Annotated in this window: 23 protein-coding genes and 1 tRNA gene; 12 read left to right on the top strand and 12 right to left on the bottom strand. The window is 68.0% G+C overall.

Going from position 1 to position 20,975, the window contains the following annotated elements:
• The 5 genes from ACI2JO_RS05600 to ACI2JO_RS05580 are packed head-to-tail and all read left to right on the top strand — an operon-like array spanning position 1 to position 5,124.
• On the top strand, positions 1-957 hold the full coding sequence (locus tag ACI2JO_RS05600) for a hypothetical protein (RefSeq protein ID WP_404719719.1): 957 nt from the start codon (positions 1-3) through the stop codon (positions 955-957).
• Positions 954-2,528, top strand: coding sequence for a hypothetical protein (locus tag ACI2JO_RS05595; RefSeq protein WP_404719718.1), 1,575 nt, complete (start codon positions 954-956; stop codon positions 2,526-2,528). The genes ACI2JO_RS05600 and ACI2JO_RS05595 overlap by 4 nt, the downstream gene beginning before the upstream one ends.
• Positions 2,525-3,316, top strand: a complete 792-nt coding sequence (locus ACI2JO_RS05590; protein ID WP_404719717.1) for a hypothetical protein — start codon at positions 2,525-2,527, stop codon at positions 3,314-3,316. Before ACI2JO_RS05595 ends, ACI2JO_RS05590 begins: the two co-directional genes overlap by 4 nt.
• Before the next feature lies 1 nt (position 3,317).
• Entirely contained in the window at positions 3,318-4,001 is a 684-nt protein-coding gene (locus ACI2JO_RS05585) for an N-acetylmuramoyl-L-alanine amidase (protein ID WP_404719716.1), read from the top strand.
• The gene (locus ACI2JO_RS05580) at positions 3,994-5,124 is read left to right on the top strand and encodes a patatin-like phospholipase family protein (RefSeq protein WP_404719715.1); all 1,131 of its coding nucleotides are present in this window, start codon (positions 3,994-3,996) and stop codon (positions 5,122-5,124) included. Before ACI2JO_RS05585 ends, ACI2JO_RS05580 begins: the two co-directional genes overlap by 8 nt.
• Positions 5,125-5,221: 97 nt before the next feature.
• On the opposite strand, the gene ACI2JO_RS05575 is transcribed toward ACI2JO_RS05580, so the two are convergent.
• Positions 5,222-5,298, bottom strand: a tRNA-Arg gene (locus tag ACI2JO_RS05575).
• A 57-nt stretch (positions 5,299-5,355) separates the two neighbouring features.
• On the opposite strand from ACI2JO_RS05575, the gene ACI2JO_RS05570 reads away from it, so the two are divergent.
• Positions 5,356-6,099 (top strand): queuosine precursor transporter, encoded by a 744-nt coding sequence (locus tag ACI2JO_RS05570; protein WP_404719714.1) that lies wholly within the window; start codon positions 5,356-5,358, stop codon positions 6,097-6,099.
• A 4-nt stretch (positions 6,100-6,103) separates the two neighbouring features.
• Positions 6,104-6,511, top strand: coding sequence for a GNAT family N-acetyltransferase (locus tag ACI2JO_RS05565; protein ID WP_404719713.1), 408 nt, complete (start codon positions 6,104-6,106; stop codon positions 6,509-6,511).
• Between the two features lie 86 nt (positions 6,512-6,597).
• Here ACI2JO_RS05565 and purQ read toward each other — a convergent pair whose 3' ends face one another.
• The 6 genes from purQ to ACI2JO_RS05535 all read right to left on the bottom strand — a co-directional run bounded on the left by purQ (position 6,598) and on the right by ACI2JO_RS05535 (position 11,332).
• Complete coding sequence (gene purQ, locus ACI2JO_RS05560) at positions 6,598-7,266, bottom strand: phosphoribosylformylglycinamidine synthase subunit PurQ (RefSeq protein ID WP_404719712.1); 669 nt, start codon at positions 7,264-7,266, stop codon at positions 6,598-6,600.
• Positions 7,263-7,493: a phosphoribosylformylglycinamidine synthase subunit PurS gene (gene purS / locus ACI2JO_RS05555; protein ID WP_404719711.1), complete on the bottom strand. Its 231-nt coding sequence runs from the start codon at positions 7,491-7,493 to the stop codon at positions 7,263-7,265. The genes purQ and purS overlap by 4 nt, the downstream gene beginning before the upstream one ends.
• Before the next feature lie 46 nt (positions 7,494-7,539).
• On the bottom strand, positions 7,540-8,319 hold the full coding sequence (gene purC / locus ACI2JO_RS05550; protein ID WP_028967003.1) for a phosphoribosylaminoimidazolesuccinocarboxamide synthase: 780 nt from the start codon (positions 8,317-8,319) through the stop codon (positions 7,540-7,542).
• Between the two features lie 108 nt (positions 8,320-8,427).
• The gene (locus ACI2JO_RS05545) at positions 8,428-9,150 is read right to left on the bottom strand and encodes a hypothetical protein (RefSeq protein ID WP_404719710.1); all 723 of its coding nucleotides are present in this window, start codon (positions 9,148-9,150) and stop codon (positions 8,428-8,430) included.
• 143 nt (positions 9,151-9,293) lie between these two features.
• Positions 9,294-10,196 (bottom strand): alpha/beta hydrolase, encoded by a 903-nt coding sequence (locus tag ACI2JO_RS05540; protein ID WP_404719709.1) that lies wholly within the window; start codon positions 10,194-10,196, stop codon positions 9,294-9,296.
• Positions 10,175-11,332 (bottom strand): OpgC family protein, encoded by a 1,158-nt coding sequence (locus ACI2JO_RS05535; protein ID WP_404719708.1) that lies wholly within the window; start codon positions 11,330-11,332, stop codon positions 10,175-10,177. The genes ACI2JO_RS05540 and ACI2JO_RS05535 overlap by 22 nt, the downstream gene beginning before the upstream one ends.
• A gap of 138 nt (positions 11,333-11,470) precedes the next feature.
• On the opposite strand from ACI2JO_RS05535, the gene ACI2JO_RS05530 reads away from it, so the two are divergent.
• The 3 genes from ACI2JO_RS05530 to ACI2JO_RS05520 all read left to right on the top strand — a co-directional run bounded on the left by ACI2JO_RS05530 (position 11,471) and on the right by ACI2JO_RS05520 (position 16,075).
• Positions 11,471-11,977, top strand: a complete 507-nt coding sequence (locus ACI2JO_RS05530) for a LysR substrate-binding domain-containing protein (protein ID WP_404719707.1) — start codon at positions 11,471-11,473, stop codon at positions 11,975-11,977.
• Positions 11,978-12,029: 52 nt separating this feature from the next.
• The gene (gene parC / locus ACI2JO_RS05525) at positions 12,030-14,279 is read left to right on the top strand and encodes a DNA topoisomerase IV subunit A (RefSeq protein WP_404719706.1); all 2,250 of its coding nucleotides are present in this window, start codon (positions 12,030-12,032) and stop codon (positions 14,277-14,279) included.
• 128 nt (positions 14,280-14,407) lie between these two features.
• Positions 14,408-16,075, top strand: coding sequence for a putative bifunctional diguanylate cyclase/phosphodiesterase (locus tag ACI2JO_RS05520; RefSeq protein WP_404719705.1), 1,668 nt, complete (start codon positions 14,408-14,410; stop codon positions 16,073-16,075).
• Here the strand turns inward: ACI2JO_RS05520 and ACI2JO_RS05515 are convergent.
• From ACI2JO_RS05515 to ACI2JO_RS05500, 4 genes are read right to left on the bottom strand one after another with little or no spacing between them, the layout of a single operon-like run.
• Positions 16,045-17,241, bottom strand: a complete 1,197-nt coding sequence (locus ACI2JO_RS05515) for a CCA tRNA nucleotidyltransferase (protein WP_404719704.1) — start codon at positions 17,239-17,241, stop codon at positions 16,045-16,047. The two genes, ACI2JO_RS05520 and ACI2JO_RS05515, sit on opposite strands and share 31 nt — an antisense overlap.
• On the bottom strand, positions 17,229-17,813 hold the full coding sequence (locus ACI2JO_RS05510) for a CoA pyrophosphatase (protein ID WP_404719703.1): 585 nt from the start codon (positions 17,811-17,813) through the stop codon (positions 17,229-17,231). The genes ACI2JO_RS05515 and ACI2JO_RS05510 overlap by 13 nt, the downstream gene beginning before the upstream one ends.
• The gene (locus ACI2JO_RS05505) at positions 17,810-18,370 is read right to left on the bottom strand and encodes a DUF1285 domain-containing protein (protein ID WP_404719702.1); all 561 of its coding nucleotides are present in this window, start codon (positions 18,368-18,370) and stop codon (positions 17,810-17,812) included. The genes ACI2JO_RS05510 and ACI2JO_RS05505 overlap by 4 nt, the downstream gene beginning before the upstream one ends.
• 37 nt (positions 18,371-18,407) lie before the next feature.
• Positions 18,408-18,917: a GNAT family N-acetyltransferase gene (locus ACI2JO_RS05500; RefSeq protein ID WP_404719701.1), complete on the bottom strand. Its 510-nt coding sequence runs from the start codon at positions 18,915-18,917 to the stop codon at positions 18,408-18,410.
• Positions 18,918-19,037: 120 nt separating this feature from the next.
• Here ACI2JO_RS05500 and ACI2JO_RS05495 point away from each other — a divergent pair, with 120 nt between their 5' ends.
• Together ACI2JO_RS05495 and ACI2JO_RS05490 are read left to right on the top strand one after the other, a co-directional pair.
• Positions 19,038-19,670 (top strand): glutathione S-transferase family protein, encoded by a 633-nt coding sequence (locus ACI2JO_RS05495; protein WP_404719700.1) that lies wholly within the window; start codon positions 19,038-19,040, stop codon positions 19,668-19,670.
• Positions 19,667-20,047 (top strand): dihydroneopterin aldolase, encoded by a 381-nt coding sequence (locus ACI2JO_RS05490; RefSeq protein ID WP_404719699.1) that lies wholly within the window; start codon positions 19,667-19,669, stop codon positions 20,045-20,047. The genes ACI2JO_RS05495 and ACI2JO_RS05490 overlap by 4 nt, the downstream gene beginning before the upstream one ends.
• On the opposite strand, the gene ACI2JO_RS05485 is transcribed toward ACI2JO_RS05490, so the two are convergent.
• A complete protein-coding gene (locus tag ACI2JO_RS05485; RefSeq protein ID WP_404719698.1) occupies positions 20,022-20,912 on the bottom strand; it encodes a hypothetical protein in 891 nt (296 codons plus the stop codon). The two genes, ACI2JO_RS05490 and ACI2JO_RS05485, sit on opposite strands and share 26 nt — an antisense overlap.
• Between the last annotated feature and the right edge of the window lie 63 nt (positions 20,913-20,975).

Genomic DNA, 20,975 nt, shown 5'->3' with positions numbered 1-20,975 from the left:
GTGCGTGCGTGCGCTCGACTATCTGCCGCCGACCGGGGGCGGTTCGGCGAGTATCTCCGCGCGATCGTCACCGCCGATGCCGATCTCGTGCCCAGCGATCCGATGCGCTACCGCATCGCGTTCGTCGAGGCGTTCCGCAAACATGGCATCACGGTGCCGGGATGCATCTCGATGGCCCCGGACAGCCTGTTATGGGCACCTCCCGACCGGGGCGACTGCGCCGACCTTGCCGCGCTGGCGCATACCGGAGAGGATCCGGCGATCGCGATGTTCGCCAGCCTGCTCGGCCGCTTGCAACTCGGCGTGTCGTTCGAGAGCGGCGAGAGGGCCGGCACCGTCAGCTACAGCCGGATCGCCGGACAGCAGCCGGGCACACGTCGCCGCAACCTGCGCGAGCTGGCGATGCATGTCGTCCTGCACAACCAGCGCACGATCCACCAGTGGTTCGACGCCGACACGCCGGGCGATCCGATCTGGGAGCGGTTGCTGGGGCTGCGGTTGCTGACGCACGACCATCCGCTGCGCAACGGAAAGCAGGTGCCGCCGCTGCGCTCGATCACCTGCCGCGACAACAATGTCCCCAAGTTCGAGGTTCACTCGGCGCGGATCGCGCGACGCGCGGGACCGGACGGCGAAGAGGTGCACCAGCTCATCGTCCAGCTCACGCAGCGGCGACGCGCCTATTTCGATGCCGAGGAGCAGAAGGCCGCGGACGCGGGCGACAGCACGAGGATCGGCGCGGCGCGCTGGGATCATCCCGATTTCTGGTTTCGCGGCGGCGCGACACTGCACGTCGACCTGCGCGACGGGCGGCTGATCCGCATCATCCGCAAACGCATCGACGATGACACCCGGCTGGAGGCGGAGCGTCGCTTCCAGTCGGGGGAGGATGGGGGCGGTACGGTCGCCGAGACGGTCGGGGAGCCGTTCGCCTTTGCGCACAGGATCGAGGCATGAGCAAACAATCCAGGAGCAGCGGCCCGACCGGCGATCAGGCCGCGGAGAAACCAGGCGTCGACCCCGAACGCGTCCGGGTGCGGATGTACCGTGCCTGGAAAGCGCAAGCCGCTGACCATCCCGGTGAAGAAGGCATGCTGGGCGATTGCTTCCTGCTGCGGCTGGAGAGCGGCACGTCGGCGTCGCACATCCTGATCGACTGCGGAATGTTGCTGGGCAGCGGCGATGCCAAGGCGCGGATGCAGACGATCGCGCAGGATATTGCCAGGGTCTGTGGCGGAACGCTGGATCTGGTCGTGATCAGCCACGAACATTGGGATCATCTCTCCGGCTTCTCGCAGGCGCGGGACGTCTTCTTCGATTCCGGCGCGATCACGATCAAGAACGTGTGGATGGGGTGGACCGAAAATCCCGACGACGCGCAGGCGCAGCGGCTACGCACCCGTTTTGACAGGAGCGGTGTCGCGCTCGCCAAGATCGGCGCACGGCTGCGCAACGAGGCGCGGTTCGGCGCCGACGTGGCGCGGCGCGAGTTGTTCGGGCTGGATCAGTTCACCGGTCTGGCCGCCGATGCGACCGGCGACCGGCCACCGCGCCTTTCGGGGCGGGGCGTGCTGGACGAGCTGAAGAAATATCATCCGACCTATCTGGAGCCGGGAAGCTGCCGGCATACGCCGGGCGCGGTGTCGCTGCGCGCGCATGTGCTGGGGCCGCCGCGGGCCGAGGACAAGCTGTTCAAGGACCAGCCCTCGCGCGCCGCGCCCGAAACCTATCTCGACGAGCCCAGCATCGATGGCCTGCAGTTGCTCCGCTTCGGCGAGGGTGAGGACCCGGACCCGTCGCGCGACTCGCCCTTCGCGCCCGATTATTGTCGCTTCACGCTGGCAGGTTTCGACAAGATGCTCGCGGCGACCACCCCGCCCGACGACGCGGTCTGCGCCTTCGTGCGCGAACATTATTACGGCACGTTCGGCGCCGGCGCGATCGAACAGGCCGCGATCGACCGACGCCGGATCGATACCGACTGGCTCAGCAGCGCCGGGGCGATGGCGCTGAAGCTGAACAACGATACCAACAACACCAGCCTCGTGCTCGCCTTCGAGCTGCCCGACCAGCAGCGCAGCGTGCTGCTGTTTCCCGGCGACGCGCAGGTCGGCAACTGGGAGTCATGGCACAGCCGCGACTATGATGCCGGCGACGGGGTCAAGATCAAGGCGGCCGACCTGCTGGCGCGCACGTTGCTCTATAAGGTCAGCCATCACGGCAGCCACAACGCGACGTTGCGCGAACAGGGGCTGGAGATGATGACCCATCCCGGGCTGTTCGCGATGATCCCGACCGACGAGGTGCTGGGCAAGCAACAGGGAAGCGGCTGGATGATGCCAAATCCGCGCGTGAACAAGGCGCTGCGCAAGCAGACGGGCGGGCGCATCCTGCGCAACGATCGCCGTTACGACGGCGACCGCAGCGTCGACCCCGAAACACGCGATGTCCCCGCCGACTTCCTGGCGAAGCTCACCGAAACCGACCTGTTCCTCGAATATCCGGTTTATGAAGGGAGAAGCGCATGACCGTCATTGCCGATGCCCGAACGCTCATCAGCACCGCCGAGCTGCCACCCGCGCACGCCTTTGCCGCCGACGAAGGCGATCTGGGCGAGGTCGTGTTCGCCACGGCGCGACGACAGGCGCTGGTGGTTGGTTCCGACGTGGTGTCATTCAGCGCGGACGTGGAAGCGGATTTCCGGCAGGCGATCACCGATTCCTCGCTGTTCGCGCAACTGGTTGCCTTGCGAAAGGTCGGGGAGGATGCCGACCCGCTGACGTTCTTCGACGCCTATCTCGAAACGCTGCTTAAACTCGGCTGGATCGCGCAGCAACGCGACACCGCCGAACTCACCTTCGACAACAACGGACTGGAGGTGCACGAGGCGGTGATCGGGGTGGTGACGAGCTTTCTCGGACCGCTGGCGGGGCCGGTCGCGGTGGCGGCGGTGCTTGCGGTGCTGGACGGCCTGCACAAGATGGATGCCAACAAACCGTTCATCACCCTGTTCGACAAGCGCAGCCGGCACGGGCGGGTCGGACGTTTCCAGCTTACCTATGTCCGCAACGACCCCGAGCGTGGGCTGACCGCCGAGATCATGGCGTTCGCGCTCACCGCCGACCAGACGGTGACGCAGGTGCTGTTCTTCCGGCTGCACAAGGGCGCGACCACGCTGCGGCGCAGTCTCGCCAGCCTGTCCGCCGACACCCAGGCGCTCGCCGCGCTGCGCCCCAATCTGTCGGCGCGGATGCATGCCTTTCGCACCGCGTTGATCGCCGAGGCGGACCTTGGCCCCGCTCCAGGAGAACAGTGACATGGCTGACTGTCCCTTCGCAAAGCCAGAGCCGATCAGCGGATCGTCCGGTGACAATCTCGGCGGTCCGTACAAGATCGTCCACCATACGACCGAGGGTTCCTCCGCGAGCGGCGCCTTCGCGGCCTTCAGGAAGAATCGCTCCGATCCGCATTTCACGGTCGATCGCACGACGGTGTACCAGCATATCGACACCGACGTCGCCGCGCGCGCGCTGCGCAACGCGCCGGGCGGCGTGCAGACCAATCGTGACAGCGCGGTGCAGATCGAGGTGGTCGGTTTCGCCGGCGCGAACAAGCATCCGCAGACGCTGAAAAACGTCGCCCGGCTCTGCCGCTGGATCGAGAAGACGCATCAGGTGCCGCGGCAATGGCCCGCCGGTCCGCCGCGCTCGCCCCTCAACGGCGGCGATCCGGGCGGGCACAATCGCGACCCCAAGATCTGGGAGGCGACCTCCGGCCATTACGGCCACAGCCAGGTGCCCGAGAACGTGCATTGGGATCCGGCCTACACCAAGGTGGAGGTTGAATATCTGATGGCGGCGACGTTCGACGATGACGGCAACCTGACCAATCCCGAGCACGCCGCGGTCAAGGCGCTCGCCAACCGTCCGCTCAGTCTCGACGCGCCCGAGCCGGTGATCATGACCGATCACGCCGACGTCGGAGAGCCGGGCGATGACTGACAACCTTACCGCCCCGGTAACGGACGAAGGCCCGGATCGTACCCCTGACGATACGATCGGCATCGCGCTGTCTGGCGGCGGCTATCGCGCGATGCTGTTCCACGCCGGCGCGATCGTACGGCTGTTCGAATGCGGATTGCTCGCCAAAGCGGCGCGGATCTCCAGCGTGTCCGGCGGTTCGATCACCGCCGCGAAACTGGCGCTCGAATGGCCGGGGCTCGGCGACCGTGATGCGCTGTTCGCACGCGTGATCGAGCCGATCCGCCGGCTGGCGAGCACCAGTATCGACGTGTCCTCAGTATTGATCGGTGCGCTGCTGCCCGGCACCGCCGGGGACCGGATCGCGGCGGCTTATGACAAATATCTGTTCGACGGCGCGACGTTGCAGGATCTGCCCGACGCGCCGGTGTTCGTTATCAACGCCACCAACGTCGAAACCGGTTCGCTGTGGCGATTTTCCAAGGTGCGGGCGCGCGACTGGCGGGTCGGCGAAATCACCACCCCACGCTTTACGCTGGCAACGGCGGTGGCGGCCTCCTCGGCGTTTCCGCCGGTGCTGTCCCCCCTCGTGCTGGAGACGCGGCCGTCCGATTTCGACATCGTCGAGACCGGCGTCGATCCGGCGTTCCTGCACGACATCTCGCTGACCGACGGCGGGGTGTACGACAATCTCGGGCTGGAGACGGTTTACAAGCGGTGCCGCACGTTGCTGGTGTCGAACGGGGGCGGGGCGCTGGCGCCCGACCCGTCGCCCGCCGGTGACTGGGCACGCCATTCGCGCCGCGTACTGGATATTATCCATGGTCAGGTATCGAGCGTGCGCGTCCGCCAGCTTGTCGCCGCCTTTGAGGCAGACGCGAGCAACCCGCTGCACCGGCGTGGCGCCTATTGGGGAATCGGCAGCGATGCGGCGAGCTTCGGCCTTCCCGACGCGCTGCCCGCCCCGGTGGCACGCACCCGCGAACTGGCAGGCACGCCGACACGGCTGACCCGGATCGATGCGGCATGGCAGGAGCGCCTCATCAACTGGGGCTATGCCGCCTGCGACACCGCGGTGCGGCGATGGCTGCCCGCCGCCGGCGGGTATCCACGACCGGCCTATCCCTACACCCGCGGTGTCTGATCGCTGCATGGCGCGACGGCATGCGGTGTTCCTGCCGCGATGCTCCGAGGCAGCCGTTCTTTCGCCGGCGAGATTTCACGCGGGCCGGCAACGAGTCTGGCGCGCCCGGAGGGATTCGAACCCCCGACCAAGGAGGTAGAAGCTCCTTGCTCTATCCAACTGAGCTACGGGCGCTCGCCGATGCGCGTAGCGCGGATTGTCGCGTGAAGGAATGGGGGGCATGATCGCGGCATGACCGACGAGATGCCCATCACCCCCATCGCGGCCGATCAGGTCGAGGGCGGGCGGCTGCGTTACTATGACATCGTCATGGCGGCGTTCGTCGCGATCCTGTTACTTTCCAATGTATTGGGTGCGGGCAAGGTCGCCCAGTTGTGGGTGCCGGGCGTGGGCGAGTGGCCGTTCGGCGCGGGCATCCTGTTTTTTCCGATCAGCTATATCATCGGCGACGTGCTGACCGAGGTTTATGGCTATGCGCGTGCGCGGCGGGTGATCTGGGTCGGATTTGCCGCGACGCTGTTCATGGCGGGAATGGCGTGGGTGGTGGTGGCGCTGCCGCCCGCGCCCGACTGGCGCAATCAGGCCGCGTATGAGACGGTGTTCGGGCAGGTGCCGCGGATCGTGTTCGCCAGCATGTGCGCGTTCTGGGCGGGCGAGTTCGTCAATTCCTATGTGCTGGCGCGGATGAAGGTGCTGACCGACGGGCGGCATCTGTGGATGCGGACGATCGGGTCGACGGTGGCGGGGCAGGCGGTCGACAGCCTGATCTTCTATCCGCTGGCGTTCTGGGGTGCCGAAGGGTGGACGCCGCATCTGGTGGTGGTGGTGCTGTTCACGCAATGGGCGCTCAAGGTCGGCTGGGAGGTGCTGCTGACGCCGCTGACCTATTGGATGGTCGGGGCATTGAAGCGCGCCGAGGGGCTGGACGTGTACGACCGGGGGACCGACTTCACGCCATTCCGGGCACGGGTGTGAACCGGTGGTCGAACTGCGCTGGACCGGGCGGAGTGATGCCGACCCGTTGAAAGGCTGGGTGCCGACCGAAGAGTTCGCGATTGTCGCAGCAGGGGTTGAGGTCGGGGCGATCGTGCTGCGGCTTGGCGATACCGAGCCGCTACGCCGTTATGGCGGTCAGGTGGGCTATCGGGTGGCACCGGAGCATCAGCGGCGGGATTATGCGACCGCGGCGCTGCGGCTGCTGATGCCGATTGCGGTCACGCACGGCTTTTCGTCGCTCTGGATCACCTGCCGCCCCGCCAACCTCGCGTCGCGGCGCGTGCTGGAGAAAGCGGGTGCGCGCTTCATGGAGGTGGTGGAGACGCCCGCCGACAGCGATCTGTTCGCGCGGGGCGATCGGGAGATGTGCCGTTATATGCTCGAGCTGTGATCGGGCAACGGCCTTCCGGCGGCGACGCGCGCGGGTTCAGCCGAAGAAGCGGGGCCCCGGATCGGATCCGGGGCGACGGGTGAGCGTCAGGCCCCCACCGTCTCCAGCAGCCCGGTGAACATCCGCTTGCCGTCGTCGCCGCCGTGCGCGGGCTCGATGCGGCGTTCGGGGTGCGGCATCATGCCGAGCACGTTGCCGTCCGCGCTGACGATGCCCGCGATGTTGCGCGCGCTGCCGTTGACCGGCTCGGCGTAGCGGAACGCGACCTGGCCTTCGCCTTCCAGACGGTCGAGCGTCTCCGGGTCGGCGACGTAATTGCCGTCGTGGTGCGCGACGGGAAAGCGGACCTGTTCGCCCGACGTATAGCCGCGCGTGAAGACGGTGCCGGCGTTCTCGACGGTCAGCGCCACGTCGCGGCAGACGAAGTTGAGTCCGGCATTGCGCATCAGCGCGCCGGGGAGCAGCCCCGCCTCGGTCAGCACCTGGAAGCCGTTGCAGACGCCGAGCACCTTCAACCCGCGTGCCGCCTGTTCGCGGACCGCGGTCATGATCGGCGATCGCGCGGCCAGCGCGCCGGAGCGCAGATAGTCGCCGTAGGAGAAGCCGCCGGGCACCGCCACCACGCCGATCCCGGCGGGCAGTTCGGTGTCGCGGTGCCACACCATATGCGGCGCGGTGCCGGTCGCCTGCTCCAGCGCCACCGCGATGTCGCGGTCGCAGTTGGAGCCGGGGAAGACGATGACCGCGGTCTTCACGCGCGCTCGATCCGGTAATTTTCGATGACGGTGTTGGCGAGCAGCTGCCGGCACATCGCGTCGACGTCCGCATCGGCGGTGTCGTCGGCGACCTCCAGCTCGATCAACTTGCCGACCCGTGCGCTCTCGACGCCCGAGAAGCCGAGCCCCGAAAGGGCGTGTTCGATCGCCTTGCCCTGCGGGTCGAGCACGCCGGGCTTGAGCGTCACGTAGATGCGAAGTTTCATGGCCGCGCGCTATGCCCCGACGCGCGCGCCGGGGCAAGCGTGGCGGTTACTTGCCGCGGCTCTTGCGATGCTCTTCGAGGTCGAGCACCGCGGTGTCACCGCCCTCGGGCAAAAGGCCGAGCCGGCGCGCGACTTCCTGATAGGCCTCGACCTCGCCGCCCATGTCGCGGCGAAAGCGGTCCTTATCGAGCTTTTCGTTGGAGGCCATGTCCCACAGCCGGCAGCCATCCGGGCTGATCTCGTCCGCCAGGATGATCCGGCCGTAGTCATTGTCCCAGATGCGGCCGAACTCGAGCTTGAAGTCGACCAGCCGGATGCCGACGCCGGCGAACAGCCCCGACAGGAAATCGTTCACGCGAATCGCCAGATCGGCAATGTCGTGCATCTCTTCCTGGCTGGCCCAGCCGAACGCCGCGATATGCTCGTCGGAGATCATCGGATCGCCGAGCGCATCGTCCTTGTAATAATATTCGAGGATCGTGCGCGGCAGCTTCACGCCTTCCTCGATGCCGAGCCGCTTGCTGATCGAGCCGGCGGCGACGTTGCGGACGACGACCTCGATCGGGACGATCTCGACCTGCCGGATCAACTGCTCGCGCATGTTAAGGCGGCGGATGAAGTGCGTCGGCACGCCGATATGATCGAGCAGGGTGAAGATATGCTCGGAGATACGATTGTTGAGCACGCCCTTGCCGTTGATCGTGCCCTTCTTCTGGGCATTGAAGGCGGTGGCGTCGTCCTTGAAATACTGGATCAGCGTGCCAGGCTCGGGACCCTCGTATAGGATCTTCGCCTTGCCTTCGTAGATCTGCCGCCTGCGTGCCATGCTTGCCCTCGAAAAGAAGCGCCCCGGCGGCGCGGGTTTGCGGACGGCCGGGGCGGGGAATCAGGCTCGGCTATAGGGGAAGGGGGCGGTGGCTGCAAATCAGGCGGCTCAGTCGATCGTTTCCGGTCCTCGAAGCCACCGCCACAGCCGGCGTCCGCGCCACCGCCAGCCCAGCCAGAGCAAGGCGATAGCGAGCAGGGGCGCGAAGAGGATCGCGATCGCCTGCAGCACGAACGACACGGTCGCCTCGACCGACGCGAGCGCCATATCGGCGGCCCGCATCAGCGGCGTCGTCGCGTGCAGGCTGGGGATCGAGGCACCCGCCCGGTACTCGAATGTGAGTGGCGTGGAAGCGAGCAGCGTGCGCTGGGTACGGACGTTTGCGGCAAGGTCGCGGCGCTGCGACTCCAGCGCGGCGCGTTGCTGAGTCAGCTCGACGCGCTGTCGGTCAGAGCGATTCGCCGCAATTTGCTGATCCAGGGCCTTGCCATCCTGCTTCAGCGCCGATGAGGCCGCTTCGGCGGCGGCGATCTCGGTGCCGACGTCAGTGCCCTTGATCGCCGCGCTCGACAACATGCCGTCCGTCGCTTCAACGGCGTGCGTACCTTCGCGTCCGAAGGCGCGGGCGAGCGCTGGCGCCAGCTTCATCTCCAGCGAACCGTCGACATCGTCCGGGCCGCGGACGTGGTATGTCATGCCGGTGATGCGGCATTTGTCGATGCCCAGCCGCTCGCAGGCTTGCGCGTGCAGCTCCTGCACGCGGCTGATGTTCGCGGCGGGCAGGGTGTAGAGATAGGCATAGGAGAAGGCGACGCCCGGCGCGGCGGTCACGTTGACGTCGGGCTCGTCGCTGACGGCATCGGGTGCCTTGCCGCATCCCGCCAGCAACGCAAAGACGAGAAGACCTGAAAGACGCCGCATCCGTTTATCTCCCCCTGTGTTGGTAGGAGAATGATCGTCGGCTCACGGCCGTGTCAATGGGCGGTCGTGAACGCCTTGGCGATCAACCGTTTCGTCTCCGACCACGCCGGCGTATCGGGCGTGACCAGCTCGACATGGCCGGTGTCCGGCACCTCGTGCAGCGTCGCCGTGTCGCCGGTGGCGCGGGCGCGGGCGACGTAATCGGTCGCCATGCGGAACGGGATGATGCGGTCGGCGCGGCCGTTGACGAGGTCCTGCGGAACGCCGAGCGGGAAGAGCCGCGGGACCGAGGTGTCGGCATAAGGATCGGCGCGGCCGGTGCCGACCAGCTTCGCGACCACCTCGGTGCCGCAGCCATTGTCGGGGCTGGCGGCGGTGGCTTCGAGATCGGGGAGGCCGCCGAGGCTGATGACGTGCGCGACCTTCAGCGGGTCGGGGCCGGCGAGGGGGCTGGTCGCGGCGAGTCGCGGGCGCGCGGCTAGCCACAGCGCAAGGTGCCCGCCCGCCGAATGGCCGACTGCGACGACGTGCGAGGTATCGAGCCTGAATTGCGCGGCATGAGTGCGCAGCGCGTCGGTCGCCGCCGCTGCGTCGGCGAAGGTGCCGGGATAGCCGCCGCCGCTGCGGTCGACGCCGCGATAGTCGATGTTCCACACCGCATAGCCGCTGCGGCGCAGGTCGTCGGCGACCCAGTCCATCAGCCGGCGGTCGGCGATCCCGGTCTGCCAGCAGCCGCCGTGCACCATCAGCACGGTGCGATGCGGCCCGGGGCCGGCGGGGAGCCAGACGTCGACCTTCTGCATCGCGTCGTCGCCGTAGGTGATCGTCGCATCGGGCGTGGCGCGCGGACGGGCGCTCAGATCGGCCCAGGTGAGCGGCTTCGGCGGCATCGCGGTCGTACATGCCGCGGCGAGTAACGCCGCGGCAAGCGCGATCAGCTGCGGCGCTCGCGCCACACGGCGGGCAACGCCAGCAGAACGATCCCCGCGAGGGCGATTGCGGTCTTCAGCCATGTCGCGAAGGGTCCCTGGGTCTGGTCGACATAATAGACCGCATAGACGATCGCGACGTGCCAGACATAGACGTGGAGCGAATGCCGCCCGAGCAGCCGCAGGAACGCCAGCGAGAATAGCGCGCGGGCCGCCACCGCTATGCGCCGGACGGCGGGGCGGGGGTGGTCCTTTCCGGCGATCAGCAGCCACGTCAGTCCGACGGTCGCGGCGACGAAGTTGATGAGGTAGATCGGCCCGAAGTCGCCGCGGATGCCGAGCAGGTCGATCTTCTCGATCAGCCATTGCGGCAGCATCCCATAGGCGCTGAGCAGCCGCAGTGGCGCGAAAAACAGGCAGACCGCGAGCGCGACCTTCGCGGGGGCGGGATGATCGGCGCGGAACACGCGCTGCCACTCGACGCGCCCGGCGGCGGTCAGCGCCCCGGCGATCATCCCCGAGAAGAACACCAGCTGCCAGCCGAGCAGGTTGAAGCTGGCGCGCAGCCCCTGTCCGTCGCTGGCGGTGACCCAATGTCCGACCGGATCGGTGACGAGGCGCTGCATCGCGAGCTGTCCGGCGATCCACACGATGACCGAGGCGGTCGCGACCGGCACGACGCGCCCGTCGAGGCACCAGCGCAGCAGCGGCGGCGCGACCAGCATGTAGAGGACATATTGCGGCAGGATGTCCATGACGGTCGGCTGGAACAGGAAGGCCGCGATCGCCGCGAGTCGCAACGGATCGCCGGTCAGGCTGGTGTGGCCGAGCCAATTGCCCCACGCCTGTGGCGCGCCGGGCAGCAGCGCCCGCGCGACCAGCACCGCGACGACGATTCCCATCGCATAGCGATACAGCTGGAACGCGCGCCGCCACACCTGCGCGCGTCCCTCGTCATAGCCAAGCCTGAGCATCTTGCGGCCATAGACCAGCCCGATCATCAGCCCGGACAGGAACACGAACCCCTGCGCATCCTCGACGAACGCCAGCTTGTTGTGGTTGACGTTCTGCATCCAATACCCGCCCGTGAAGACGAGGTGGTTGATGAGCATGAAGACGAGGAAGAAACCGCGCAGGCCGTCGATCAATCCGTAACGTGGCAAACGGCGGGCTCCGTGGCTGTTTCAGGTAACGGCGGGGCATGGCTGCGGTGCGGTGCAGCATGGCGGTGATAGCGGCCCGCATTGCCGCCGCGAACCCGCTGCGCACGTCCTGCCGTTTTTTCGGGCCGCCACGTCCCGGTGCACCCGCATCGGGGCCGGGGCGACGGGGGAGCGAATGTCGACGGCGCTAGTCGTGGCAGGCGCGCGCCGGGGTGTGCCGCGCACCGGCTGATGACGCTCGACTTCACCCCGATGTGCTCGCCGGCCTTTCTGCACGATCATGGCGGGCGACTCGATCCAGCGGACCTGCTGCGGCTGCCGCTGATCAGCGGGCATGATCCGTGGTGGGCGACATGGTTGCGCGATGCCGGACTCGATGTGGTGGCGGCGCGGCATACCGGCATCCGGCTCGACTCGCAGGCGCATGAGAGACGCGCGGCGATCGCGGGACAGGGAGTCGCGATGCTTACGCCACTGTTCTGGCAGAACGATCTCGCCGCCGGGCGACTGGTGCAGCCGTTCGCGCATGTCGGCAGCGACGGCGAGGCCTATTGGCTGGTCTATCCCGAGGCGCGGGCGAGGGTGGTCAAGATCAAGCGCTTCCACGAATGGCTGCTCGCCACGATCGGCCATTCGGCGGGCTGACACGCGGAACGGTTGTGGAACGTCGCCTCGCGCTGCTACCACCCGCGCCGACATGGCCACCGACCTCTCCGACAACCCTCCGATCGGCATCCTCGACGCCCCGTTCGACAGTGCGCTGAGCGAGCGGTATCTCGTCTATGCGCTGTCGACGATCACCGCGCGGTCGCTGCCGGATGTGCGCGACGGCCTGAAGCCGGTGCACCGGCGTCTGCTCTGGGCGATGCGGCTGCTCAAGCTCGATCCGGCCTCAGGCTACAAGAAATGCGCGCGTGTCGTCGGCGACGTAATCGGCAAGTACCACCCGCACGGCGATCAGTCGGTCTATGACGCGATGGTGCGGCTCGCGCAGGATTTCGCGCTCCGCTACCCGTTGGTCGACGGGCAGGGCAATTTCGGCAACATCGACGGCGATAACGCCGCCGCCTATCGCTATACCGAGGCACGGCTGACGCAGGTCGCGATCGACCTGATGGACGGGCTCGACGAGGATGCGACCGAGTTCCGTCCCACCTACAACGGCGAGGAGCAGGAGCCGGAGCTGTTCCCCGGCGCCTTCCCCAATCTGCTCGCCAACGGCGCAAGCGGGATCGCGGTCGGGATGGCGACCAGCGTCCCGCCGCACAATGCCGCCGAGTTGATGGACGCCGCGATCATGCTGGTCGACCGTCCCGACGCCGACGATGCCGCGATCCTGGAGCATGTGAAGGGCCCGGACTTTCCGACCGGCGGCTTGCTGGTCGACGCGCCCGCGATCATCGCCGAAAGCTATGCGACCGGGCGCGGCGCGTTCCGGGTGCGCGCGCGGATCGAGAAGATCGCCGAGAAGGGCGGCGGCTGGCATCTGGTCGTGTCCGAGATCCCGTATGGCGTCGCCAAGGGCAAGCTGATCGAGCAGCTCGCGGCGTTGATCGAGGACAAGAAGCTGCCGATCCTCGCCGATGTCCGCGATGAATCGGACGAGCAGGTGCGGATCGTGCTCGAGCCGCGCAGCCGCACCGTTGACGCACAGGTGCTGATGGACGGGCTGTTCCGGCTGTCCGATCTGGAGACGCGCGTCCCGCTCAACCTCAATGTGCTCGACAAGGAGCGCACGCCGCGCGTGATGTCGCTGCGCGCCGCGCTGGCGGCGTGGGTCGAGCATCAGTTCGTGGTGCTGCAACGCCGCACCGAGCATCGACTGGGCAAGATTGCTGATCGGCTGGAGCTGGTCGGCGGCTATATCGTCGCGTTCCTCAATCTCGACCGCGTGATCGAGATCATCCGCACCGAGGACGAGCCGAAGACGGTGATGATCGCCGAGTTCGAGCTGACCGACCGACAGGCCGAGGCGATCCTCAACATGCGGCTGCGGTCCTTGCGGCGGCTGGAGGAGATGGAGCTGAAGCGCGAGCAGGCCGCGCTGGAGAAGGAGCAGGCGACGCTGACCGCCCTGCTCGGCTCCGAGGCGAAGCAGCGCACGCGGCTGAAGGCCGATTTCCGCAAGGTGCGAGACCGTTATGGTCCCGAGACCGCGCTCGGCAAACGGCGGACCGAGCTGCGCGAACAGGCGGCGGCGCGCGACATCCCGCTGGAAGCGATGATCGAGCGCGAGCCGATCAGCGTGATCCTGTCGGCGCGCGGCTGGATCCGTGCGATGAAGGGGCATGTCGACCTGTCCGCGCCCGAGACGCTGAAGTTCAAGGAGGGCGACGGGCCCGCCTTCGCCTTCCACGCGCAGACCACCGACAAACTGCTGCTGGCGGCGGGCAACGGGCGGTTCTTCACGCTGGCGGCGGACAAATTGCCGGGCGGGCGCGGGTTCGGCGAGCCGGTCCGCGCGTCGATCGACCTCGACGGCAGCGTGCCGATCGTCGCCTTCCTGAGCGCGGCGCGTGCGGCGCGACTGCTGGTCGCGGCGAGCGACGGGCGCGGCTTCATCGTGCCAGTCGCCGAGGTGATCGCGGAGACGCGCAAGGGCAAGACGGTCGTGACGCCGCGCGCCGGCGCGACGCTCGCGGTCGTCCGTCCGGTCGCGCCCGCCGATGATTTCGTCGCGGTGATCGGCGACAATCGCAAGCTGGCGCTGTTTCCGATCGCCGACCTGCCCGAGATGACGCGCGGGCAGGGCGTGCAACTGCAACGCTATCGCGATGGCGGGCTGGCGGATGCACGAACATTGGTGTTCGCCGACGGGCTGAGCTGGGCGATGGGTGGGGAAAGCGGACGAACGCGCACCGAGGTGGACCTGTCGCAATGGCGCACCGCGCGTGGCGCGGCGGGGCGTATGCCGCCCATCGGCTTCCCGCGCGACAACCGTTTTTAAGGCTGCCGTCACGTTAACTATCCCAGCACCGTCGCTGTCCAGGATCATGCCCGAAGCCTGCCGGACCGGGACCCGGCGAGCGCGGTCTTAAAGCCGACCTTAACCCTTCGCCGCTAGTCAGGTCGGTGATGGCAACGCGTGCGACATGGCTGACCCGGCACCTGGTGACTCCGTTCGAGTCGACCGGTCTGACCGCGCATCAGGGTTCGCTCGAACTCGTCCCGATCCCGCTCGCGCTCGCCTCGCTCGATCAGGGGCAATTGCGCTACGAGGTGCATAACCGCGCCTTCACGCGCGCTCGCCTGACCGACGAGCCGAACCTGAAGCCGATCATCGCGACCTTCCTCGCCTCCGAGGCGCAATCCGAGGAGCGCGACTGGCAGACCGGCGCCGCGGTCGAGCGGCGGCATTATCGCCTGACCCTGTCGCGGCTGCCGCAACGGGGGGAGCGGGCCTGTGTCGTCTCGTTCGTCGACCAGACCGCAGAGGTGCGCACCGAAGAGACGTTGCGCCGCGAAATGTCGACCGACAGCCTCACCGGTCTGCCGAATCGGGGCGGCTTCACCGACGCGCTGGAGGCGAGCATCGCGCAGGGCAGTGCCTCTTGGGCGGTGCTGATGATCGATCTGGATCGCTTCAGCCGCTTCAACGCCTGCCTCGGATCGCTGACCGGCGACGAATTGCTGATTACCGTCGCGCGCCGGATCAAGGGTGCGTTGCGCCACCGCGATACACTGGCACGTACGGGCGGCGACGAGTTCGGCGTGCTGCTGACAATCGATTCGGGCGGCGAGGAGGCCGATCAGGTCGCGCGACGGATCCGCGACGCGCTGGCCACGCCCTTCCGCCTGAGTGAATATGAATTGCGCGTTTCGTGCGCGATCGGAATCGCTTTTGGCGACGCCACCGTAAGCGACGCCGAAGACGTGATCCGCCACGCCCAGGTGGCGATGAAGAAATCGAAGGCGACCAAGAACGCCGAATCATACCAGACGCGCGCACTCGACTCCGCGCGCGCCGAATTTGCGATGGAAACCGCGCTGCGCCGCGCGATCGAGAGCGAGCAGCTCAACCTGGTCTATCAGCCGATCTGTGATCTGGAGACCGGCCGGGTCAAGGGCTTCGAGGCACTGGCGCGCTGGACCGACGACGAAGGCGTGCGCCACGAGCCCAGCCGCTTCATACCGGTCGCCGAGGAATCAGGGCTGATCGTGCCGCTGGGTCGCTGGGCGCTGGACAGTGCGTTGCGGACGCTGGCCAACTGGGATCGAAGCGCCGGGGGCGACTGCGGTGCGACGGTCGCGGTCAACCTGTCACCGATCCAGCTGCAGCGCGATTCGATCGCGGGGGTCGTGCGGCGCGCGCTGAACGATACCGGGCTTGTGGGCGCGCGGCTGAAGCTGGAGATCACCGAAAGCGCGCTGATCAACGATCCCGACCGGATCGCGCGCGTTCTGACCGGATTGAAGGAAACCGGCGTCAGCATCGCGATGGACGATTTTGGCACCGGCTTCTCCAATCTCGCCTCGCTGCAGAAATTGCCGATCGACGTGCTCAAGATCGATCGCAGCTTCGTCACCGGCCTGCTGACCGATCGCGACAAGGTGGCGATCGTCCGTGCGATTCTCGGGCTTGCGCAGGCGCTGGGGATGGACACGGTGGCCGAGGGGATCGAGGCGATCGACGTTGGCCAGACGCTGGCCGCGCTCGGCTGCACCTTCGGGCAGGGCTATGCCTATGCGCGGCCGCTGGAGCCCGATGCCGCCTATGCGTTCCTGCGCGAACGCAACGCCTGATCCACCGCCTCGTCGGCGATCGCAGCGACGCGTTCCGCCGCAGGGAAGCCTTCGGCGATCCAGCGATCCTCCACCACCCGCAGCGTCCGGGCGACGTCCGGTCCCTTTGCCAGCCCACGGGCGACCAGCGCGCCGCCGCCGATCGGCAGGGCCGGGCGCTCCCACCCGATGAGCGCGGTCGGGTCTGCTCCGCAGAGCAACAGCCGGTCGATCGCGCCCTCGATCCCGGCACGGTAGCCGAGCGCGTGCGCGCCTTCGTCACCGGGGCCGGCGGTCGCCTGGATCAGACGCTTGCGATCGTTGTTCGACAGTTTGAGCCGCGCGCCGACCGCCTCGGCGGCGGAGGGCGCCACCAGCGCGGCGAGCCGTCGTATCGCATCGGGCGCGACGCCCGCCGCGGCCTCGCGCGCCGCCAGCTCGGTCAGGCGCGTTACGCCGTCAGTCTCGATCTCCGGCAGGACGGGGCGGAAGATGCCGCGCGCTTCCATCAGTGTCACCACCGGCACGGCGCCGGGCGCGACGAGCAGCTTGAGCAATTCGGCGGCGATTCGCTCGCGGCTGAGCGCCATCAGGTCGTTGGCGCGCGCGACGCAAGCCGCCAGCCCCTCGGCATCGATCGCATCGCCGAAGCGCGCGTGAAAGCGGAAGAACCGCAGGATGCGCAGGTGATCCTCGGCGATGCGCCGATAGGGATCGCCTATGAACCGCACACGGCGCGCGGCGAGATCCTCCCGTCCGCCGAACCAGTCAAAGATCTCGCCGGTCAGTGGATCGGCATAGAGCGCGTTCATCGTGAAATCGCGGCGCGCCGCATCCTCGCGCCAGTCGTCCGAGAAAGCGACCACGGCGTGACGCCCGTCGGTGGCGACATCGCGGCGCAGCGTCGTGACCTCAACGACGGTCCCCTCGCTGATCGCGGTGACGGTGCCGTGCGCGATGCCGGTCGGCACCGCCTTGATCCCTGCGGCCTCCAGCCGCTGCACGACGGCGTCGGGGGCGAAGCGCGTCGCCAGATCGATGTCGGCGACCGGCAGTCCGAGCAACGTGTCGCGCACCGCGCCGCCGACCCAGCGCGCCATGCCGCTGGTGCCATCGAGCGCGTCGATCATCCGGTCGAGCCCCGGCCGTGCGCGCCAGTCGGCGGCGGGCAGCGTCACGCCGGCCATTGCAGCCGCCGCGAGAGGTTGACGATCATTCCCGCCGTCGCACCCCAGATCCGCCGTCCGTTCCACATCATCTCCACAAAGCGGCGCTCCCGCCCCTGATAGACCGCCGTCGCCGCGCGCTGGTTGGCGGGATCGAGCAGGAAGACGAGCGGCACCTCGAACACCGCCGCGACCTCCGCCTCGCTGGCCACCAGCGGCAGGTCGGGCGGCACGACGCCGACGACCGGGGTGATCGCGTAGCCGGTGCCGGTGCGATATGGGTCGGAGGTGCCGATCACGCCGACCATGTCGCGCGGCAAAGCGATCTCCTCCTCTGCCTCGCGCAGCGCGGCGGTGATCGCATCCTCGCCCGGATCGACCCGGCCACCGGGAAACGCGACTTGCCCGGCGTGGCGGCGCAATGTCTCGGTACGCTGCGTCAGCAGCACGCCGGGGGCGGGGCGGTCGGTGATCGCGACCAGCACCGCGGCCGGCGTCAGCCTCGCATCGGCGGGATGGTCGTGATCGTCCCCCGTCAATGCGGGCGCCGCATCAATGGTCAGCGCGGCGGCGAGCCGCTCGGCAAGCGTCACGATTGCAGCGCGAAGAAGGTGCCGGCGCTCCACACGCCGGGAGTGGCGTCGTCGCCGGTCAACGCGCGCTCCGCGAGGTCGTAATAGACCGGACGCGCGATCAACGCCTCCAGTCCGCCGCGAACATGAACATAAGGGTGCGGCCCGTCGGCACGCTCCTCGACCCGCAGCGGATGCGTTGCGGAGGCGGTCACCAGCTCGCCGGTGTTGAGCCGGAACGCCAGCGTCGCGTCGCGACCTTCGCCCTCTGCCTTCATCTCCAGGGCGACAAACGGCGCCTCCTCGACCGCAATATCGAGCTTTTCGACCGGTGTGACCAGCACATAGCCGCCATCGGGTTCGCGGCGCAGGATGCGGCTGAACGCACGCACCATCGCCGGGCGAGTGATCGGTGCGCCCTGATGATACCAGCTGCCGTCGCGCGCGATCCGCATCTCGCTGTCGCCGCAATGCGTCGGGTTCCAGCGTTCGACCGGGGGCAAGCGATCGCTGTCGGCCAGCCGCGCGATGTCGGCGACGGTCAGCGTATCGAAGTCGGGGGGCGGCGCCATCGGCATCGCGCTCACCTAGGGTGCGGGTGCCGCCGGGTAAAGGTCAGGCCGCGGCGCTGGTGTGGCGGCGCGGCGCGAGCACGCCGGGCAGCGCGGGCACGTTCGTCCCCCGCGCGAGCAGCCGGCGGCGCTCGACCGGGCCGGGCAGTCGCCACAATGCGGTCGCGGCAGCGTCGAAATCGAAGAAGCGGCCATAATATTCCGGGTCGCCGATCAGCGTGAGCGGCGGGCCGCCCTGCGCCGCTTCTAACGCCGCCTCCATCAGCCGCCGTCCGAGGCCCTCCTGCTGCCGTTCGGGTACGATCGCGACCGGTCCGACCAGCACCAGCGGCCAGACTGATCCGTCGTCTCCCTCCAGCTGGACCGGCCAGCACTGGATTGAGCCGAGCAGCGCATGGCCCTCGACCAGCGCCAGGCTAAGGTCGGCGATTGCCTGTGTACCGGCCCGAAGGCGATAGGCGGTGCGCGTGTGACGGTCACGACCGAACGCGCGGTCGAGCAACTGCTCCACCGCTTCGCCAGCGATCGTGTCGATCGGCACCATCTGGATCACGCCTGCGCTTCCTCCTGCCCGCGATCGAGGTGGACGCCCGGGCGCGGGCGCTTTAGGGCGAGCCCCGCCGATCGGCAACGGACACGTGACGATGGCAACGATGACAATCGGAATGACAGAATGAAGCTCTACGACGCCGAGCGCGCGCCCAGCCCGCGGCGCGTGCGGATCTATCTGGCGGAGAAGGCGATCTCCGTCGAGCGCGTGCCGGTCGATCTGGCCGGCGGGGCGCATCTGAAGCCCGATTATCTCGCGATCAATCCGCGCGGCACCGTGCCGGCGTTGCGCCTCGATGATGGCGAGGTCATCGGCGACTCGACCGCGATCTGCCGATTTTTCGAGGCGCTGCATCCCGATCCGCCGCTGTTCGGCGCGCGTCCGTTCGACGTCGCCCGTGTCACGCAATGGACGCGTCGTATCGAGGCGGAAGGCTATGCCGCGTGCGTCTATGCGCTACGCAACGCCGCGCCGCGGTTCGCCGGGCGCGCCGAGCCGGGCATCTGGCCCGCGCTGCCACAACTCCCCGAACTCGCCGCACGCGGTGCGCGGATGTGGGAAGCGTTCGTGGCCACGCTCGATGAACGGCTCGCCGACTCTGAGTGGGTGGCGGGCGATCGCTATACCTACGCCGACATCACCGCGCTGGTAACGGTCGATTTCGCCGCGATGGCGCGGCTGGCACTGCCCGACGGGGTGCCGCACCTGCGCCGCTGGCACGCCGCCGCCACCGCCCGTCCGAGTGCCACCGCATGACCAGCGCTCCCGATACGCTCGAACTCGAGGTCCATGATCTTGAGGTGCAGGTGCTGACCGGCATCTATTCCGAAGAGACGCACCTGCCGCAGCCGCTGCGAATCTCGCTGACGGTGCTGCTCGACGCGCCGGCGCATTATACCCCGGACACGCCGCTGTCGGCGTCGAAGAACTATCTCGATTTGAAGCTCGCGGCGACCGACGCCTTGTCGACCGCCGGGCATTTCACGCTGATCGAGGCGGTGGCCGATCACATCGCCGACACGCTGTTCCTCCAGGACCAGCGCGTGCGGCGCGTGAAGGTGAAGATCGTCAAGCTCGCCATTGCGGAGGCAGGCGAGGCGATCGGCATCACATTGGTCCGGCACCGGCGCTGACCGTCGAGGCTGGTGACGGCGCGGCGCGACAGGGGCCGAGCTGCTCGATCACGACGCCGTAATCGGCTTGCGCCTGCGTCGCGTCGTCCGGCGAGAGCGAGGCGGTGCTGCGTTCCGGCAAGGTTGCGGGCAGCGCGCAGGCAAGCCGATACCACAACAGCGTGTCGCGCTGCGGCGTGGGTGCCGAATCGTCGATGATCTCGCTGAGTGCGATCGACCAGCGCGGCTGTTCGCCCGGCCGACGCAGAATCGAAAGGGCGGCGGGGCGATTGTCGCGGGTACGCAGGAAAATTTGCGTTTCGCCTTCGCCGGGCAGGGCGCCGGGGACGTGGAAGGCGTTGCCGACGTCGGTGATGACCGGCGGGGCGTCGGGCGCGGCAAGCTCGGACGCGATCGCGCGGACGCGCTGCTCCAATGCGGCGCTCCAATCGTGCTGTGCGCCGGGCTCAACCAACTGAATTTGAGCTGCTTGTCCCGCTACGGGACGCGCGAAGGCAAGGACACGCCGCTTCTTGAGCGAGGGCACACGGCCACGCCAGTCGAGCGGCACGTCAACCAGCCAGCCGACCCGCGCCGGAATCGCGCTTGCGCCACGGACCAGCGTCATCACATCCGCCTCGACATAGAATCGGGCCGCCCCGGCGGACAGCCCAGCCGCCTCCGCGCCCTTGATTCGCGAGGCGGAGCGAATCGTCGCGTCGACCACCAGCGGGCTGGCGATCACCAGATCGGCGAGTGCGGCATAACCCATTTCGGCGGTAGCCGGCGCCATTACGGGCGCTTGCTGGGCGAACGCAGGGCCGAACGCGATCGCCGAGGGCACCAGCGCAGCGGCGGGTAACAGGAAAAAAAAGCGCTTCGTCATGACGCATGGGATAGACGCGGGCGCGCAAACGATACAGAAATAAAAACGTCGCAGTCCGGCTGT

Origin of the sequence: Sphingomonas sp. NPDC079357 (genome assembly GCF_044901155.1) — a bacterium.
Classification (GTDB): Bacteria; Pseudomonadota; Alphaproteobacteria; order Sphingomonadales; family Sphingomonadaceae; genus Sphingomonas.
This window is presented reverse-complemented; position numbering and strand designations above follow the sequence as displayed.